The following is a 16,993-nucleotide window of genomic DNA, read 5'->3' as shown; positions in this document are numbered from 1 at the left end:
TGAAACACATGACACTACGTGTCAATTAGACAAGGTCATTTCTATTGTTCATTTTCAACATCTTTTTTAGGATTAAGAAGGATTTGCAAATCAGCACTGTTCAGATCCGAAAACCAATCTGAATTACGTTGGGCTTCAATCTGGGTATATGTCATGAAAGCAGCGGGCAGTATTTGTAAAATGTCATTCATAATTTGATGGCTTCCCATTTGAGTGACATCCTTCTTTCGCCATATTTTACGGATGCAATAAATCCAAATATCTTCGACCGTCACTGTTGTATAGCCGTACAAATGAAATTCATTCATTTTGCTTTGAAGCGCAGGCAGCATTTTCGCATATATAGGACCATGCTCTGTACTCATTTATCTTCAACCCTTTCCATTCCATTCAGTTGGACATGGTTACCCACTATACTCAGTATAACAAATATTACAGGTGATGTAACATTTAACTTTCCGAATTCTTCATCTAATAAAAACAAGCTATCCAATAGTTAAAAATGAGACCATGGACAACTTGTTTTATTTTGAGAGCTTTATTTCTTAATAGAAATTATATTTTCTTCTGAAGTATCAACATGACCTAACTTATTAATACTAATTTCTTCACCGTCAAACAAATTCGTGAAGATGATAGGCGTAATAATAGATGTTGCATGTTCTTTGATATAATCAAGATCAACTTGTAGCAACGGTTGACCGATTTCAATGCGGTCATCTTGTGCAACCAGCGCTTCAAAGCCCTTGCCTTCCAATTTGACTGTATCGATTCCTACATGTATCAAAATTTCCCTACCCGAATCAGCTAGAATGCCAATCGCGTGTTTAGTCGGGAACAAGCTGACAACTTTCCCGTTTACCGGAGATACGATTGTCCCATCTGCAGGAAGAATCGCAAATCCATCACCCATCATTTTTCCAGAGAATACAGCATCTGGCACTTCAGACAAAGGCTTGAGTTCTCCTTTTATCGGCGATACGAATTCGTCTGTTGCATCAACAATCGGCATTTCCGGTGTTGTCGGTTCAGAAATCACTTCAGCGCGAGGACGCTTACCACTGATAACGTCTTGAATTTGGCCTTTAATAATTTCAGAACGCGGACCGAAGATTGCTTGAATATTATTTCCAACTTCCAGCACGCCTGCTGCGCCTAATTTTTGCAATTCTTTTTTGTCGACATTTTTAACATCTTTGACAGAAACACGAAGTCGTGTAATACAAGCATCTAGATTACTGATATTTTCCTGTCCGCCCATCGCTGCAAGAATATCATAAGGAAGATCGCTCGTGCTCCCAGTTTCTCCGTCTTCTTCCCCGTCTTCATCACCTTTTTCACGTCCTGGCGTCATCAGATTGAACTTGCTGATCATGAAGCGGAACAATAAATAATAGATAAGCGCGAAGACAAGCCCTAGTAAAATCACTATCCACCAAGATTCCCTGCCCGGTAATATTCCGAATAAGAAGAAGTCAATCGCTCCCCCTGAGAACGTGTAACCGACATGAACATTGAAGAAAGTCATCAAGACGAATGATAAACCGTCCAAAACAGCGTGAATCAAGAAAAGAACCGGTGACAAGAATAAAAATGAAAATTCAAGTGGTTCTGTAATTCCTGTTAAAAACGAAGTTAATGCACCTGAACCCAATAAACCAGCTACCAGTTTCTTTCTTTCTGGACGCGCTGCATGATACATCGCAAGTGCCGCAGCCGGCAATCCGAACATCATGATCGGGAATTCCCCGCCCATGAAGTTTCCAGCAGTTAGTTCCACACCGTCTTTTAACTGTGCAAAGAATATCGTCATATCTCCGCGAACAATTGCGCCCGCAGTCGTCGTATACGATCCAAATTCATACCAAAATGGCGCATGGAAAATATGATGCAATCCAAACGGAATTAAAAGACGTTTGATGAATCCGAAGAAAAATACAGCGATATACGTTCCTTCTTCAAGCAACCAAAGTGAGGCGTTGTTCATGCCTGCTTGAACTGGCGGCCAAATAACGAGTAGCGCCAATCCAGCTACGAATGCAATTCCGGCTGTAGCGATCGGAACGAATCTTTTTCCCGCAAAGAACCCAAGGAAAGATGGCATTTCAATATCATGAAACTTGTTATAACTGAAAGCGGCGATCAGACCTACTATAATTCCGCCGAATACGCCGGTTTGCAATGTCGGAATACCGAATACTAGCGCGAAACTAGGATCATCATTCAACATATCTGGCGTAATCCCCAACCAAGAACTCATAACTTGGTTTAACACCAAATAACCGACCAGGGCCGCCAATGCCGCTGCCCCGTCTCTCGCAAGCCCGATTGCAACACCTATCGCGAAAATAAGGGGTAAATTACCAAATATGATTCCACCCGCATCTTCCATGACAGTTGCAGTCAACTGAATCCAATCTGCTGACAAGAACGGCATGAAACTGAGCATTGTTTCTTGTTGCGCAGCATTACCAATTCCAAGTAAAAGCCCCGCCGCGGGTAACAAAGCAACAGGTAGCATTAACGCTTGACCTACTTTTTGCAAAACCCCAAAAGATTTCTTAAACATTTTTATACCTCCTAGTTATTCAGTCATTAGATTCTTCCAATAAAAAAGGCATGAGAAAAAAAGAAATCGACAAAAGTTCAAGGACCGGGGTCCCAAACTCAAAATCAATTATCTTTTTACTCATGCCTGATCGTATCAGTAACACGTAAAAAAATATTATTAAATTAGTTGACTACTTGGAAAATCTAATGCTTTATAAAATAATTCTAGCATAATGATTTCACCTTGGCAATCAATATAAATTTATAGTTTCTTAGAATGCAAACGGTGCAAATGAAGGGTTAGATAAACGGCTTCCGCGTCTTGAACCTCTCTTTGAAGAGATTGTTGCATCACCTTTATCAATTTCCATGCCAGATTGTAATAGATTGGATATTCCGCTTTCAATAAATCCGTTAACTTTAAGGGTTCATTCACTTTCTCTCCTCGCACCATCCGCTCGATTGCATAACGAAGATGACGGATTAAACGCGTGTAGTCAATACTGCTTTATCGATTACAAGATTGAGTTGTTCTTCAATTATATTAATCAGTTTGACAATGAGTGCTGAATGCGCGGTTAAATCACCGACATTCTTATTTTCAATGGCACTATGTATATGTAAGGTTATGAAACCAATTTCACCTTCAGGCAGCTCAATGCGTAGTTTTTCATTAACCATTGCAGTAACTTCTTCCGCGATTTTATATTCATTCGGATAAAGCGCTTTCGTTTCCAACAAAAATGGATTTCGGATCATTAACCCTTGTTTCATCCGATTAATGGCAAAGGCTAAGTGGTCAGTTAAAGCGATGTGAATATTTTCGTTTAATGGCATCCCAGCTCTTTCACGAATGATTTCAACTACTGAAATAAGCATTTTTATCGTTTCTCCATCGATTGTTGATAGGAGTTGCTTGTATTGCTCTTGTTTTTCAGGATCGTTCAATACAAACATTTTCTCTACTTGTTCATGATCTATCGGTGCCCCGATTCTCTTTCCGAAGCCGATTCCGCTTCCTATTAACACAACTTCATTTCCGTCAATATCAGACGCGATCAAGACATTATTATTCAATGTTTTTTGCACTTCATATTTTTTCATCGACTTATCCCCTATGATTTTCTATCTCTATAATACCATTTATCATTACGGATGGTACTTTGATAAAGTAATAACAATTATTAAAAAGCATAGAATTGGAGAAGGCCAAAATTACCTGTTAGACCAGTGTTGATATAAAATGCTCTGTAAATTTCTTGAATCTAGAAGGAGTTGTTGCATTTGTCTTCATTCATCCGCGGGACAGCTGTCTTAATGGTCGCTGTTTTTATGTCCAAACTATTAGGATTTGTATTCCGAATTCAATTTATGCGCATTGCGGGCGAAGAATCTGTCGGTATTTATATGACAGCGTATCCTGCATTCATCTTTTTCCTATCTCTTGTCCAACTCGGCATACCAGTGGCAATAGCAAAAGTAATCGCGGAACACAAAGCAAGAGGCGAACTCGAGAAAATTTCAGCTGTTATGAAGACAGCTGTTTTTATGACGTTTTTAACAGCCATCGTTTTCATACCAGCGTCCATCGCGTTTGTGCCCTATTTAGCGGGAACACTTTTAGGGAATCCAGCATCCGCATCGGCATTATATGCAGGAATCGCGATTGTTCCGATTGCAGCGATCGGCGGATTAATTCGCGGATATTTTCAAGGAATTACACGTATCGAAGAAACTGCCTGGTCTCAAATCATCGAACAATTTTTCCGTATTCTTTTAATTACTTGGATGTTGCCATTCATGCTTTCACCTGACAACACTGCTATGAATGCAGCGTATGCGATGTTTATCACGATGCTTGCAGAAATTTCATCCGTTCTCTATTTACTATTTAAGTATCGTCAACACCGAAAACGTAAAGCACACCAGAAAATTGAGATAAAACAAAAACGCTATCCTTTTGAACCAATACTTGAAATCGCATTGCCTTCATCTGGCAGCCGATTATTCGGGACATTTACTTGGTTTTTAGAACCGATCATTTTTTTACGCGCGCTTTCCATGTCGGGAATTACCGCAATTGCCGCCACTTCTTTATACGGAATCATATCGGGTGTGCTCATACCGCTTTTATTATTCCCGGCATTCATACCGTACGCATTATCTGTCGTGTTAGTTCCAGCAGTAAGCGGAGCCGCGGCCTCTAGCAATAAGAAAAAATTGAAGGAACGCATTCATTTAGCTCTTCGTTTATCCTCAATTACTGGCACTTTCGCCGCAACTGTATTTTTCGTGCATGGACAGGTGCTTGCGGAAAAATTGTTTCACATTACCGAAGGCGGATCTTATATGACGATATTAGCTCCAGTGTTTTTCTTTTATTATATTCAAGGTCCATTATATTCGATTTTACAATCGACTGGAGAAGCCAAAGCTGGAATGATGAACTCGGTGTATGGCGGCATTGCAAAACTTGCGGTCATGTTTGTACTCGCTTCCCAACCCGGCATCCAAGAAACGGGAGCAGTGCTAGCTATCGGATTCGGCGTATTAATTACGTCATTTCTTCATATCGCAACGCTTCGGAAAAATAAAGCCACGGCTACCGGCTTTACAATGTTCGCGCTTCCGTATTTCTCTTTTATCCTGACAGCAATTATACGGCCAATCTTCATGCCCATCGGAAAATTTGGCCTTCTCACGGATTGTCTCATCACTTGTCTATTTTTAATGGTTATCTTGATGTTAACGCGCCAATTACGACTGAATGATTTTATGTTATTCAAAAAATTGCTGAATAAAAGTTATTGAAATTCTTCTTTTAATTGATAGTGGAAGCTGCCTCTTTCATACGAACAATAAAAAACATGATTAACATCGTCGATTCCTAATTTACTTAATTCCTCGATTAAATGTTGTTCAGTAAGGCCGACAATTTCAATATGTCGATGCTGAATGATTCCATCGCTAATAAGCGCCAGAACGGGTTGTGTTTCTTCTTCAGTAAATACGGAAAGATTTCCGGATGGTTCTAAAAATGCAAATGTTACTTCGCGAATAGAACCAATTTGTTGCTCCCTCAGCTGTTGGAATAAGTCATCGAGATTATAGCGTTGCCGCCTCATTTCGTTTTCTAATATCTTTCCGTTACGTATGATAACGGATGGATTACCATCAACAAGATCGCGGAACTTTTTACTTTTCAATGAAATAAAAGATGTGATTAGTTGGATGATGAGGAGGACGAGAATTGGCAAAATCGTGTGTGATATTTTGTTTTTTGGATCCTCAATTGCAACTGCCGCTACCTCAGCCATAATGATAAAAACAACAACGTCTAATATGCCAAGTTCGCCGACTTCTCGTTTCCCCATTACACGCAAGACAATTAATATTAAAAAATATAAAAAGAAAGTTCGAAAGCCTATTATTAATAAATCGTTCAAAGAAATCTCCCTCCACTAAAGAGGATGCCCAAAGAGATTCGTCTCATATACAAAAAATGCGCAAAATAAAAAGACGGGTATAAGAAATGGATGCTTCCATAACTTTGTACCGTCTTTAATATTTTACTTATGCTTGTTCAGTCACGCGACCAACAGCTTGTCTATCGAAGCGCAGTGTTGTTCCATCTGCAACCTTCAAGTAAACCGTTGCTTCGTCTACTGCATCAATCGATCCGTGAATGCCACCGATAGTAATTACTTTGTCTCCTCGTTTCAGCTGGCTTTGCATCGTTTTTGTCTCTTTTTGACGCTTTTGAGCTGGTCTGATGAGAAAAAACCACATGATTGCAAACATTGCTATGAACGGTAAAAGTCCCATTAGTGTTTCCATTATAATCCCCCTTTCAACCAAGATATATTATACAAGATTTAGAAGTTTTTTGCATTAGGTTTATTAAATCCGTAACGCTCAAAAAATTCTTCGCGGAAATCGCCAAGGCTATCTGTGCGAATTGCATCTCGTACTTGCTCCATCAAATTTAATAGAAAGTACAAGTTATGATAAGACGTTAGTCGAATTCCAAAAGTTTCTTCTGCTCGAATTAAGTGGTGGATGTATGCGCGACTATAAGTTTTGCATACATGACAGTCACAATTCGGGTCAAGCGGACCAAAATCGCGGCTGTACTTTGCATTCCTTACAACAAGTCTGCCTTCGCTTGTCATCAGTGTGCCGTTACGAGCGATACGTGTCGGTAAAACACAGTCGAACATATCAATACCACGGATAGCACCATCAATGAGTGAACCCGGAGAACCGACCCCCATCAAATAACGCGGCTTATCCTGAGGAAGGAGCGGTGTTGTGAATTCCAACACTTCATTCATCACTTCTTTTGACTCCCCGACTGATAAACCGCCAATGGCATAACCAGGGAAATCAAGCGATATCAGGTCTTTAGCGCTCTGTTTACGGAGTTCTTCAAACTCGCCGCCTTGAACGATGCCGAACAATGCTTGATCATTCGGTCGACCGTGGGCGCTCAAGCAACGTTCAGCCCATCTTGATGTTCGTTCCACACTGGCTTTCATGTACTCGAATGTCGCTGGATAAGGCGGACATTCATCGAATGCCATCATAATATCCGCACCGAGCGCGTTTTGTATTTCTGTTGCTTTTTCAGGACTTAAAAATAGCTTGCTGCCGTTTAAATGGTGTCGGAAATGGACGCCTTCTTCTTCGATTGTTCTAAATTCACTTAGAGAAAAAACTTGGAATCCGCCTGAATCCGTTAATATCGGTCTGTCCCAATTCATGAATTTATGCAATCCGCCGGCTTCTTTTATGATTTCGTGTCCCGGGCGCAACCATAAATGATAGGTGTTGCTTAAAATGATGCCGGAACCAATTTCCTTTAACTCCTCCGGCGACATCGTTTTCACGGTCGCTTGCGTGCCAACAGGCATAAATGTCGGCGTTTCGAAAGAACCATGGGGCGTATGAACAATCCCGAGGCGTGCTCCGGTTTGTTTGCATGTTTTTATATGTTCGTAAGTAACTGCTGGTGTCATTGATCTGAATCCTTTCTGTTTGGAGGCTTAATGAACATCGCGTCTCCAAAACTGAAAAAGCGATAGTTCTCCTCAATTGCCGAGTTATATGCAGCGAGAATATACTCCCTTGACGTAAGTGCCGAAACGAGCATGAGCAATGTCGATTTAGGTAAATGGAAATTTGTTAACAACCCGTCGACAATTGTAAAATGATAACCTGGGTAAATGAAAATCGACGTCCATCCGTTAGAAGCGATCATTTTCCCTTCATGTTCAGCGCCAATCGTTTCTAACGTTCGAGCAGATGTCGTGCCTACTGCAATAATTCGTCCGCCGCGTTCTTTTGTTTGATTTATCGCGGCAGCCGTTTCTTCTGTCACCTGATAATATTCGGCATGCATCGTATGATTTTCAATCGTATCGACGCTAACCGGACGAAAAGTTCCGAGTCCGACATGGAGCGTGATAAATGCGACTTTCACGCCTTTTTCACGAATCTTTTCTAAGAGTTCATCCGTGAAATGCAACCCTGCGGTCGGAGCCGCGGCCGAACCGCGTTCTTTTGCAAATACGGTTTGATACCGCTCTTTGTCATCAAGTGTTTCTGTAATATACGGCGGAAGCGGCATGCTTCCTAGTTTATCAAGAATTTCATGAAAAATCCCGTCATAAGTAAATTTGAAAACGCGTCCGCCTTGTTCAAGAATCTCCGTGCATTCCGCTTTCAATAAACCATCGCCAAATGTTACGATATTTCCAAGTTTAATACGTTTCGCGGGTTTTACAAGTGTTTCCCACTCGTCTTCCCCATTTTCTTTCAAGAGAAGAATTTCGATTGCCGCCCCAGTGTCTTCTTTCACGCCCATCAGCCGGGCCGGAAGTACGCGCGTATCATTTAAAACGAGCAAATCTCCTGTTTCTAATTCATCAAGAAAACCTGAAAATTTCTTATGTTCGATTGCGCCGGTTTCTTTATCCAAAACCAACAGACGGCTTGCTGTACGGTCTTTCAATGGCGTTTGCGCAATCAATTCCTCAGGTAAATGAAAATCAAAATCCTTTACATTCATCGTGTTGCCACCTTAATTTCAAATATTGTTTTTTTCAGGAATGACGTATCCAAAATGAGTATACGCATAATTCGTTACAACTCTACCACGCGGCGTGCGTTGAATGAAACCAATTTGCAATAAGTATGGTTCATAAACATCTTCAATCGTAACGGATTCTTCTCCGATGCTCGCGGCAATCGTATCGATTCCGACGGGCCCGCCTCTGAATTGCTCAATCATTCCTGTAATAAGTTTATGGTCGATATGGTCCAGTCCATGCGAATCGACTTGAAGCATTTCAAGCGCTTCTTGCGCAGTACTCAACGAAATCTTCCCATCGCCTCGCACTTGTGCATAATCGCGCACGCGACGAAGTAATCGGTTGGCGATTCGAGGCGTGCCGCGTGAACGTTTCGCCATTTCAACCGCAGCTTCGCGGTCGATAGAAACGTCAAAGACAGATGCGCTTCTCACGACGATCTCTGTTAGCGGTTCCTCATTGTAAAACTCCAACCTTAACGGTACCCCAAAACGGTCTCGCAGGGGTGCTGACAATGCGCCTGCGCGCGTCGTCGCGCCGATTAAGGTGAACGGCGGAAGATCGAGCCGGACTGAACGAGCGGATGGCCCTTTCCCGACAACGATGTCTAAACAAAAGTCTTCCATCGCGGGATAAAGCACTTCTTCGATCGCCCGATTGAGGCGGTGAATTTCATCAATGAATAAAACATCGCCTGGTTCGAGTGAAGAGAGGACCGCCGCTAGGTCCCCCGGACGTTCAATAGCGGGGCCGCTCGTCATGCGAATATTGACGTTCATTTCATTCGCGATGACCGTTGCCAGCGTCGTTTTCCCGAGTCCAGGCGGTCCGTATAAGAGAACGTGATCCAGGCACTCGCTCCGGCCCTTTGCCGCTTCGATAAAAATACTTAAATTGTCCTTCACCTTTTCTTGACCAATATATTGGTTAAGGAGTTGCGGTCTTAGCGACTGTTCAAACCCCTCATCAAATTCTGTGGTTGCCCCTGATATGACACGGTCCTCCATCGTACACCATCCTTTTTTAAACGCGGTTTATTTTTAAATAAACAGTTATTTTTTCGGTAATAATAACCTGTTATTTTTTCAATAATAGTTGCAATGCTTTTTTCATATAGCCTTCTGTGTCGAGTTCTTCTTTTTCTAATGCAGATTTCACTTTGTTTAATTCGCGTTGTGAATAGCCTAATGCTTCTAGCGCTAATATCGCTTCATCGAGCGCGCCGTTTTCAGCCATCGTAAGAAGTGAATGTTCTTCATCATCAAAATCAATTTCAGTGAATAGGTCATGCAACTTCCCTTTTAAATCGAGAATCATTTGGCGAGCGGTCTTTTTTCCGACTCCCGGAAACTGAACGAGAAATGCTTCGTCTTCGCGCTCGATGGCACCGATAACTTGAGATGGAATGCCGCTCGCTAGAATCGCAAGCGCTCCTTTTGGGCCAATTCCTGAAACTGTGATGAGTTTTTTAAATAGTTCGCGTTGTTCCAGCGTTTTAAAGCCAAGCAACAACTGGACATCTTGGCGCACATGCAAATAGGTAAACACTTGCTGGATTTCATCTGTCATATGAAATGAGTACGGATTCGGCGTCATAATCAGCCAACCTACTCCGTTTTGATCAAGTGTTATGTATTCGGGCGTGACACGCGTGACATGTCCTTTTATGTAATCATACAAGCAAATATCCCCCTTAAATTAGCTATCTTCGATTATACCATACGAACGCACTTTCTACAGCGGTTTGTGGTGTGGGGATTTAATTATTTGTGTTTTGGAGTTGTAGTTTAATTGGAATAAATTATATCGACTGCAGGAACAGTTTATTATTTCAACACTTGCATATTTGTGCGAAATCGTTGATTTTCGTTTCGGGCGGACGCTTTCCTGCGGGGATCACCTCAATCTCCTCGTCGCTACGCTCCTGCGGGGCTTTCGGTTGATGCTGTTTCCGCGGGAGTCGCCTTCCTACACTACAATCAACTGCCGATTCCATTTTTATGGTAAGTGGTATTTTATAAGTTTCTGGGAAAGTATTGCGATGCGTTTTGAAAAATTAAAAAATCCATCCTTAAAACATCAAGGATGGATCGTAAAAATTTAATCTTCACTCGCATTATGATAAACGTCTTGCACGTCATCATCGTCTTCGAGCATTTCTAGCATTTTTTCGAATTCTTCTTCGCTGCCTTCAGGTATTGGCGTGTAGATTGATGGAATCATTTCGATTTCAGCGGAAATGAATTCGATGCCGTCTTCTTCGAGCTTTTCTTTTACTTCCAGGAAGTCAGCGGGTTCTGTGACGATTTCGAAACCATCTTCGGTCGACTCGATATCTTCAGCGCCTGCTTCGAGAGCAGCCAGCATGATCATATCTTCGTCGGTCTCTTCCGTTCTTTCAATGAACAGACGTCCTTTACGGTCAAACATATAAGAGACAGATCCGCTCGCTCCGAGATTTCCGCCATTTCTAGAGAATGCGACACGGACATTTGGAGCTGTTCGGTTTCTGTTTTCAGTTAAACAATAAACGAGAACAGCGATGCCGCCTGGGCCGTATCCTTCATAAATGACTTCTTCGTAGTTTTCGTCTGATCCTGCCCCGGTTGCTTTATCGATCGCGCGTTTCACAACGTCGTTTGGAACGTTCGCGCTTTTTGCTTTTTCAATCGCTAACCGTAAACCAGGATTCATATCTGGATCGGCGCCTTGTTTTGCCGCCATATAAATTTCTCGAGATATCTTTTGAAATATTTTACCGCGTTTCGCATCTTGTGCGCCTTTACGGTTTTTAATATTATTCCACTTGGAATGTCCTGCCATGATGCAGCCCCCCTAATTTTTCATCCGTTCTACATTGTACCATAATTTCGGCCAATGTGAGAGTGCGGACTCTGTAAAAGGGACGAGATTTTTCACTTGTCTTTCTTGTGAACGCCTAGGCAATGTGAAAAAATGCAGCCATTCTCTTAGCAGTTCATTTGGATATAGAAGTAAAGTTTTTGAACAATCATCCAAGTTTTGCAATGACGGTTGTTCATTGATAAGAAACTCGATATCGTAATCAATTTGAGGGAGCACACGATGAATCCATAAGGCTAGTTCAGTACCAGGCGGTCCGGTACATGTTAAATCGAAATCGATAAAACGGATGATTCCGTTCTTATCCCGCAGGATATTATGATGAACAACATCGCCGTGAAGAAGGGTTTCGGCTTGCTCGGACTTCCCCGTTTTCCGTACAAGCCGAAGCGCATTCGTCGCGTAAAAAAGAATATCATCAAAATTGCTTTTTCCGATGTACTTCTCGCACTCTTCCCGTATGTTTTGAAAACGATATATCCGCTCCTCCCACTTGGATACCAATGGGTATGGATGCAAATAAGGTTCTCCGGGCCAATTAATGATTGAACCCGTATCGTGCAACGCGGTTAATGCTGCAAGGGAGTCGGTTCGATCTGCTCTCTTTTTGAAATTGACGGACCTTGCTCCCTCCAACCACGGTTGCATAAATGTTAGTTGGTGTTCGTTTGGCAACACAGGCACGATATGCGGAAATGATATCGAACGCAATGTATCATGCACTGTTTTCACTTTTAAAGCGATAGCTGAAAAGTCATATTGCTTTACAGAATAAAATAGCCCATCTCGTTCAAGCTTCCAGACATTGCTATTTATTTGCTCTAACTTCCCATCTAGTTTCATAACTTCCTAGTAAATCCCAGGCCAATTTGTGTACGGGTACGGCATCATTTGGTGATAAGGCATTTCATGAATCGGCTGGTTGCACGCGTTGCAATAATTCATTTGCTGAACAGGAGCTACATGATGATGATGATACATTTGTCCTTGCCCGCAACCGCATGGTGACATCTGCATCATCTGCGGATATGGTTGACCGCAGCCGCAAGGTGAAGATGGATAAGCTGGATAGCCTTCGAATTGTCCATAAGCTCCCATGCCTTGAGGCGGCATTGACGGCATTTCCATAGAATCCATAGGCATCATTGGCGACTCTTCAAAATCTAGCTCATCCTCGACGATGCTTTCAACTTGGGATTCCACCGCCGCTTCCGCTAACTCCTCTGCGTCTGCCATCATATCTTTCATATCATTAAGTTCTGACGTCGGTGATTCCTCGAAATGGAGATCAGGCAGTTTTTCGAATTTAATCTCATCTTCGAATTCGATATTCGGCGATTCAATCATTTTCCAATCATGACGCATTGTTATGTTAGGATCTATTGGCATGTTCGGCACCATTGGCACATTAGGTGCCATTGGAATATTTGGTGCTACGGGCATGTTAGGCGCCATTGGCATATTAGGCATCATAGGTGAAGCTTCCATTTCTACTGGCAACTGCTGTGTAGGCATAGGCATCGGTTGCTGCATTTGCCCTGGATGCATGTACGGAAAACAATCTACGTCATAAATTGGCATCCAACCGCATGGGACGCCGATGAACTGCACAGGCTGTTGTTGCATTGGCGGCATTGGTTGTTGCCAAGTCATTTGTTGCATGGGCATTTCCTGCATCGGTGGCATTTGTGGAATTTCCGGCATTGGCGGTGGCATTTCAGGCATAACTACTTCGGGCGCTATTGGCATCTCGGGCATTACAGGATTTTCTGGCATTGCCGGCATTTCTGGCATCGCCGGCATTTCTGCCACTTCAGGTAATTCCTCTGCTAATTCTCCCAATCCGGGAACAGATGGCGTTTCTGGCATTGCTCTTAAATGTTCTGGCGGAGCTTGTTTTTTCTCCATTGGTACAGATGGTGTAGCTGGAGCAGCTTGACTAGGCGCTTTCACCGTTTTCTGCTCGGCTGCTGCAGTAGGTTTTTTCACCGTTAACTTTGCTGGCAATGTGATCTTCATCCCTGGAACAATATAATCTGGATTGGCGAGATGAGCATTCACCCTTTTTAATTCATCAAAAGAAACGCCGTGTTGCCTTGAAATCTTCCAAAGTGTGTCACCTTTTTGAACAATATGAACATCCACTAAAAAACTTCCCCCTTCCATCAACTCATCGTATGAGCAGACACTCGCCTTTGTGACCCTTTTTTGGCAGCAGTCCCTTGTGTCATTTATATGCGAGCGGGGCTTTAATATGCGAAAAACCGCTATATCCTTTAGTCGGATATAGCGGTTTTATCTTCATACGTATAATAGGTTCCGAACGATCGGACGGAGCACCCAAGCGCGGCAAGTTCTTCCATTGCGCCTTTCATCATCGGTTTTTCCTCTGATTCTACTACATCGATAATGAAAAAATAATTTCCGAGACCCGTTTTTAACGGACGGGATTCGATTTTGCTTAAATTCAGTTTGCGCCAGGAAAAAACGGATAACACCTGATGAAGCACACCCGAACGATCATCTTCAGGGAGTTTTACCATCAGCGTAGTTTTTGGCGTCTCTGTATGGTTCGGAACGTCCAATTGACCTTTTCGCAAAGATAACACTACGAATCTCGTATGGTTAAAATGGAAATCATGAATATTTTCTTCTGCAATATGTAAGTCATACTTTTTCGCTGCAAGACGATTTCCGATCGCAGCAATTTTTTCGTTGGGATTTTCAGAGACATATTTCGCGGCCGCAGCCGTCGATGTCGTTTGAATGAGCGGGACCCGTCTGTATTGGTACAATAAATATTTATGGCATTGTGCAAGCGCATGCGGATGAGATTGAACGGATTCAATATCATTCACAAACTCGGCTTGTTTTTTATTGACCAATAGATGTTGTTCAATCGGAATCGAAAGCTCCGCATTAATAAACAAGTTACGTTCGCTGTGCATATAATCGATCGTTAACGGCACTGACCCTTCCAATGCATTTTCTAGTGGCACGATTGCATAAGTTGCACGCCCCGAGCTAACCGCTTCGATGCAATCCGGAATGGTTGGCTGCGGCGTTAAGCTTGATTTTCCGAAAAGATAAGAAGCCGCAACGTGTGTAAACGTAGCTTCCGGTCCTAAATACGCAATAATCGGTGTGAATTCTTCGGTACTCAAATTATCATTTCCTCCCTCATCAAAGTGCTCCAGAACTTATAACGGAGACTGACTCCACAAAATCCGGCGCTTTTAATTGTTGAATAAATGTATCCATCTTTATTTCCATTTGTGTAACATCAAGCGATAACGTAATATTCGCCCTCGCTTGGACTGGAATCGTTTGGTGGATTGTGAGCACATTGCATTTCGCTGTTGAAACAATGCCGAGCAAAGTAGCAAGGGATCCTTTTCGGTCTTCAAGCTGAATGAAAATCGTTAAAATCCGTTCACGGGCAACTGATTCAAAAGGAAATACTGTGTCGCGGTACTTATAAAAAGCACTCCGGGAAAGCCCGACCTTTTTCACCGCTTGTTGAATAGTCGATGCCTCCCCGGTAGAGAGTAATTGTTTTACTTCAATCGTTTTTAGCATTGATTCTGTAAGGACATCTTCCCTTACAAGATAAAAACGGCCGTCGCCTAACCGCTTCATAAAATCTCCCCCATGCTTTACCCGTAATTATTCGATAAATTCAAATTCGAAACCAAGAAGTCGAACGATGTCTCCATTTTTGGCTCCGCGTTCACGAAGTGCATCATCGATACCCATCGAGCGCATTTGTCGAGCAAATTTCCGCACAGAAGCATCAAAATTAAAGTCCGTCATCTTAAATAGACGTTCAATGGTACTTCCAGATAGAACATATGCCCCATCATCATCGCGCGTAATTTTGAATTCCGGTGCTTCTCTTTCGTGTTTATAAAGAACTGCGTTTTCACTTTCCTCATCGATGTCGATAAGCGGGAATTCAGGCGTGACATCGATCAAATCGGCAATTGCGAAAACAAGTTGGTCGAGCCCTTTACGTGTAACTGCGGATATCGGAAAAACTTGAACATCATCTTCTAATTTCTCTTTGAATAAACGAAGATTTTCTTCCGCATCAGGCATGTCCATTTTATTGGCCACGATGACTTGCGGGCGCTCTGTCAAACGCAGATTGTATTGCTTCAGTTCTTCATTTATCGTCAAGTAGTCCTCGAACGGGTCGCGACCTTCCATTGCCGACATATCAATCACGTGAACAATGACGCGCGTCCGCTCAATATGACGCAGGAATTGATGTCCAAGCCCAACACCTTCATGCGCTCCTTCAATCAACCCCGGTAAATCTGCGATGGCAAAACTGCGGCCGTCTTCAGTTTCGACCATTCCTAAATTCGGAACGAGCGTTGTAAAATGATAATCAGCAATCTTCGGTTTCGCTGCAGATATGACGGATAGAAGCGTGGATTTCCCTACACTCGGGAAGCCTACAAGTCCAGCGTCAGCAAGCACTTTCAATTCCAGAACAATTTCTTTTTCAATGCCTGGCTCACCCTTTTCCGACAGTTCAGGCGCCGGGTTTTGAGATGATACAAATCGGCTGTTTCCACGCCCTCCACGGCCTCCGCGAGCAATCACTGCTGTTTGCCCATGTTCGACCAAATCCGCGATGACAGCCCCCGTCTCGCTGTCTGTAACGACTGTTCCGGGCGGGACTTTGACAACCATGTCTTCCGCATTTTTTCCGTGCATGTTTTTACCCATTCCATGAGCTCCGCGCGGCGCTTTAAAATGACGTTGGTAACGGAAATCCATCAATGTGCGCAAACCTTCTTCAACGATGAAAACTACGTCCGCTCCGTTTCCGCCGTCACCGCCTGCAGGCCCGCCAAACGGAACGTACTTCTCCCGACGGAACGCAACCATTCCATCACCACCGTCACCGCCTTTTACATAGATTTTTACGTGATCTACAAACATATTAGTTCCTCCTAGTGTCCACTTAACTTGAACATCCATAAATTATGTGAAAGCGATTCTTCAACGATGAGATTATCTGAGCTGATCAGCTTCTTATCAGTTTCAGGCAGCTCGCCTTTTATTGTTATCGTAATTGACCACTTTTGTTCATCGGCAAAAACGTCAAATTGAACGTCATATTCAAATAGCGGATCAATCACATCTTCAACTTTTTCGAAAATAGCTTCCAAATAGGTGACAAGGGTTTCACCATTTACTTCCCGAGCCCCTTTTTTTATCGCGCATGTCAAATTGCTGCTAAATGCTGTATAAACCCAGTCAAAAGTTAATAGCCATTGTTGCACTTTTGGCAAACCGAAGCCCGACAGTAACGAGCATTGGTTCATCGCTTTTGTCGTCTTAAGAATCGCCTTTCTTGCTTCTGACGGATTCCCCAAATCAAGATGCATTAAAATGATTTGAAGATCATTTAGAAAATCATGTCTTGCAAATGCTAATACTTCTGTTTGTGACAATTCCCCTTTACTCATTCCCCA

16 protein-coding genes and 1 pseudogene are annotated in these 16,993 nt (G+C 42.7%); 1 reads left to right on the top strand and 16 read right to left on the bottom strand.

Annotation, left to right across the window (positions count from 1 at the left end; translation table 11 throughout):
• Positions 1 to 41: 41 nt before the first annotated feature.
• The 3 genes and pseudogenes from G8782_RS01050 to glcT all read right to left on the bottom strand — a co-directional run bounded on the left by G8782_RS01050 (position 42) and on the right by glcT (position 3,654).
• On the bottom strand, positions 42 to 365 hold the full coding sequence (locus tag G8782_RS01050) for a post-transcriptional regulator (RefSeq protein ID WP_172369061.1): 324 nt from the start codon (positions 363 to 365) through the stop codon (positions 42 to 44).
• A 173-nt stretch (positions 366 to 538) separates the two neighbouring features.
• Positions 539 to 2,569 (bottom strand): glucose-specific PTS transporter subunit IIBC, encoded by a 2,031-nt coding sequence (gene ptsG, locus G8782_RS01045; protein ID WP_172369060.1) that lies wholly within the window; start codon positions 2,567 to 2,569, stop codon positions 539 to 541.
• A gap of 243 nt (positions 2,570 to 2,812) precedes the next feature.
• Positions 2,813 to 3,654, bottom strand: a pseudogene (gene glcT / locus G8782_RS01040) (glucose PTS transporter transcription antiterminator GlcT).
• A 180-nt stretch (positions 3,655 to 3,834) separates the two neighbouring features.
• Between glcT and G8782_RS01035 the strand changes: the two are divergent.
• On the top strand, positions 3,835 to 5,361 hold the full coding sequence (locus G8782_RS01035; RefSeq protein ID WP_172369059.1) for a putative polysaccharide biosynthesis protein: 1,527 nt from the start codon (positions 3,835 to 3,837) through the stop codon (positions 5,359 to 5,361).
• Here the strand turns inward: G8782_RS01035 and G8782_RS01030 are convergent.
• From G8782_RS01030 to G8782_RS00970, 13 genes are all read right to left on the bottom strand, one after another.
• A complete protein-coding gene (locus G8782_RS01030) occupies positions 5,355 to 5,996 on the bottom strand; it encodes a DUF421 domain-containing protein (protein ID WP_172369058.1) in 642 nt (213 codons plus the stop codon). The two genes, G8782_RS01035 and G8782_RS01030, sit on opposite strands and share 7 nt — an antisense overlap.
• Before the next feature lie 127 nt (positions 5,997 to 6,123).
• Positions 6,124 to 6,387 carry a preprotein translocase subunit YajC gene (gene yajC / locus G8782_RS01025; protein ID WP_172369057.1) on the bottom strand — a complete coding sequence of 88 codons (264 nt, stop codon included), beginning with the start codon at positions 6,385 to 6,387 and terminating at the stop codon, positions 6,124 to 6,126.
• Between the two features lie 38 nt (positions 6,388 to 6,425).
• The gene (tgt, locus tag G8782_RS01020; protein ID WP_172369056.1) at positions 6,426 to 7,568 is read right to left on the bottom strand and encodes a tRNA guanosine(34) transglycosylase Tgt; all 1,143 of its coding nucleotides are present in this window, start codon (positions 7,566 to 7,568) and stop codon (positions 6,426 to 6,428) included.
• Positions 7,565 to 8,620 (bottom strand): tRNA preQ1(34) S-adenosylmethionine ribosyltransferase-isomerase QueA, encoded by a 1,056-nt coding sequence (queA, locus tag G8782_RS01015; RefSeq protein ID WP_172369055.1) that lies wholly within the window; start codon positions 8,618 to 8,620, stop codon positions 7,565 to 7,567. The genes tgt and queA overlap by 4 nt, the downstream gene beginning before the upstream one ends.
• An 18-nt stretch (positions 8,621 to 8,638) precedes the next feature.
• Positions 8,639 to 9,649 carry a Holliday junction branch migration DNA helicase RuvB gene (ruvB, locus tag G8782_RS01010; RefSeq protein WP_172369054.1) on the bottom strand — a complete coding sequence of 337 codons (1,011 nt, stop codon included), beginning with the start codon at positions 9,647 to 9,649 and terminating at the stop codon, positions 8,639 to 8,641.
• A gap of 70 nt (positions 9,650 to 9,719) precedes the next feature.
• Positions 9,720 to 10,322, bottom strand: a complete 603-nt coding sequence (gene ruvA, locus G8782_RS01005) for a Holliday junction branch migration protein RuvA (RefSeq protein ID WP_172369053.1) — start codon at positions 10,320 to 10,322, stop codon at positions 9,720 to 9,722.
• 420 nt (positions 10,323 to 10,742) lie between these two features.
• The gene (locus tag G8782_RS01000) at positions 10,743 to 11,465 is read right to left on the bottom strand and encodes a YebC/PmpR family DNA-binding transcriptional regulator (protein ID WP_172369052.1); all 723 of its coding nucleotides are present in this window, start codon (positions 11,463 to 11,465) and stop codon (positions 10,743 to 10,745) included.
• Between the two features lie 12 nt (positions 11,466 to 11,477).
• Complete coding sequence (locus G8782_RS00995) at positions 11,478 to 12,347, bottom strand: aminoglycoside phosphotransferase family protein (RefSeq protein WP_172369051.1); 870 nt, start codon at positions 12,345 to 12,347, stop codon at positions 11,478 to 11,480.
• 6 nt (positions 12,348 to 12,353) lie between these two features.
• The gene (locus tag G8782_RS18380) at positions 12,354 to 13,649 is read right to left on the bottom strand and encodes a LysM peptidoglycan-binding domain-containing protein (protein WP_343034904.1); all 1,296 of its coding nucleotides are present in this window, start codon (positions 13,647 to 13,649) and stop codon (positions 12,354 to 12,356) included.
• A 131-nt stretch (positions 13,650 to 13,780) separates the two neighbouring features.
• Complete coding sequence (gene pheA, locus G8782_RS00985; protein ID WP_172369050.1) at positions 13,781 to 14,668, bottom strand: prephenate dehydratase; 888 nt, start codon at positions 14,666 to 14,668, stop codon at positions 13,781 to 13,783.
• Positions 14,669 to 14,687: 19 nt separating this feature from the next.
• Positions 14,688 to 15,143 carry an ACT domain-containing protein gene (locus tag G8782_RS00980; protein ID WP_172369049.1) on the bottom strand — a complete coding sequence of 152 codons (456 nt, stop codon included), beginning with the start codon at positions 15,141 to 15,143 and terminating at the stop codon, positions 14,688 to 14,690.
• Between the two features lie 27 nt (positions 15,144 to 15,170).
• Positions 15,171 to 16,457, bottom strand: coding sequence for a GTPase ObgE (gene obgE, locus G8782_RS00975; RefSeq protein WP_172369048.1), 1,287 nt, complete (start codon positions 16,455 to 16,457; stop codon positions 15,171 to 15,173).
• An 11-nt stretch (positions 16,458 to 16,468) separates the two neighbouring features.
• Positions 16,469 to 16,987: a Spo0B domain-containing protein gene (locus G8782_RS00970; RefSeq protein ID WP_172369047.1), complete on the bottom strand. Its 519-nt coding sequence runs from the start codon at positions 16,985 to 16,987 to the stop codon at positions 16,469 to 16,471.
• Positions 16,988 to 16,993 lie beyond the last annotated feature (6 nt).

It is taken from the genome of Sporosarcina jiandibaonis, assembly GCF_013184495.1.
Lineage (GTDB): Bacteria > Bacillota > Bacilli > Bacillales_A > Planococcaceae > Sporosarcina > Sporosarcina jiandibaonis.
The sequence above is the reverse complement of the archived record's forward strand: the minus strand, read 5'-3'. Positions and strand labels throughout refer to the sequence as shown.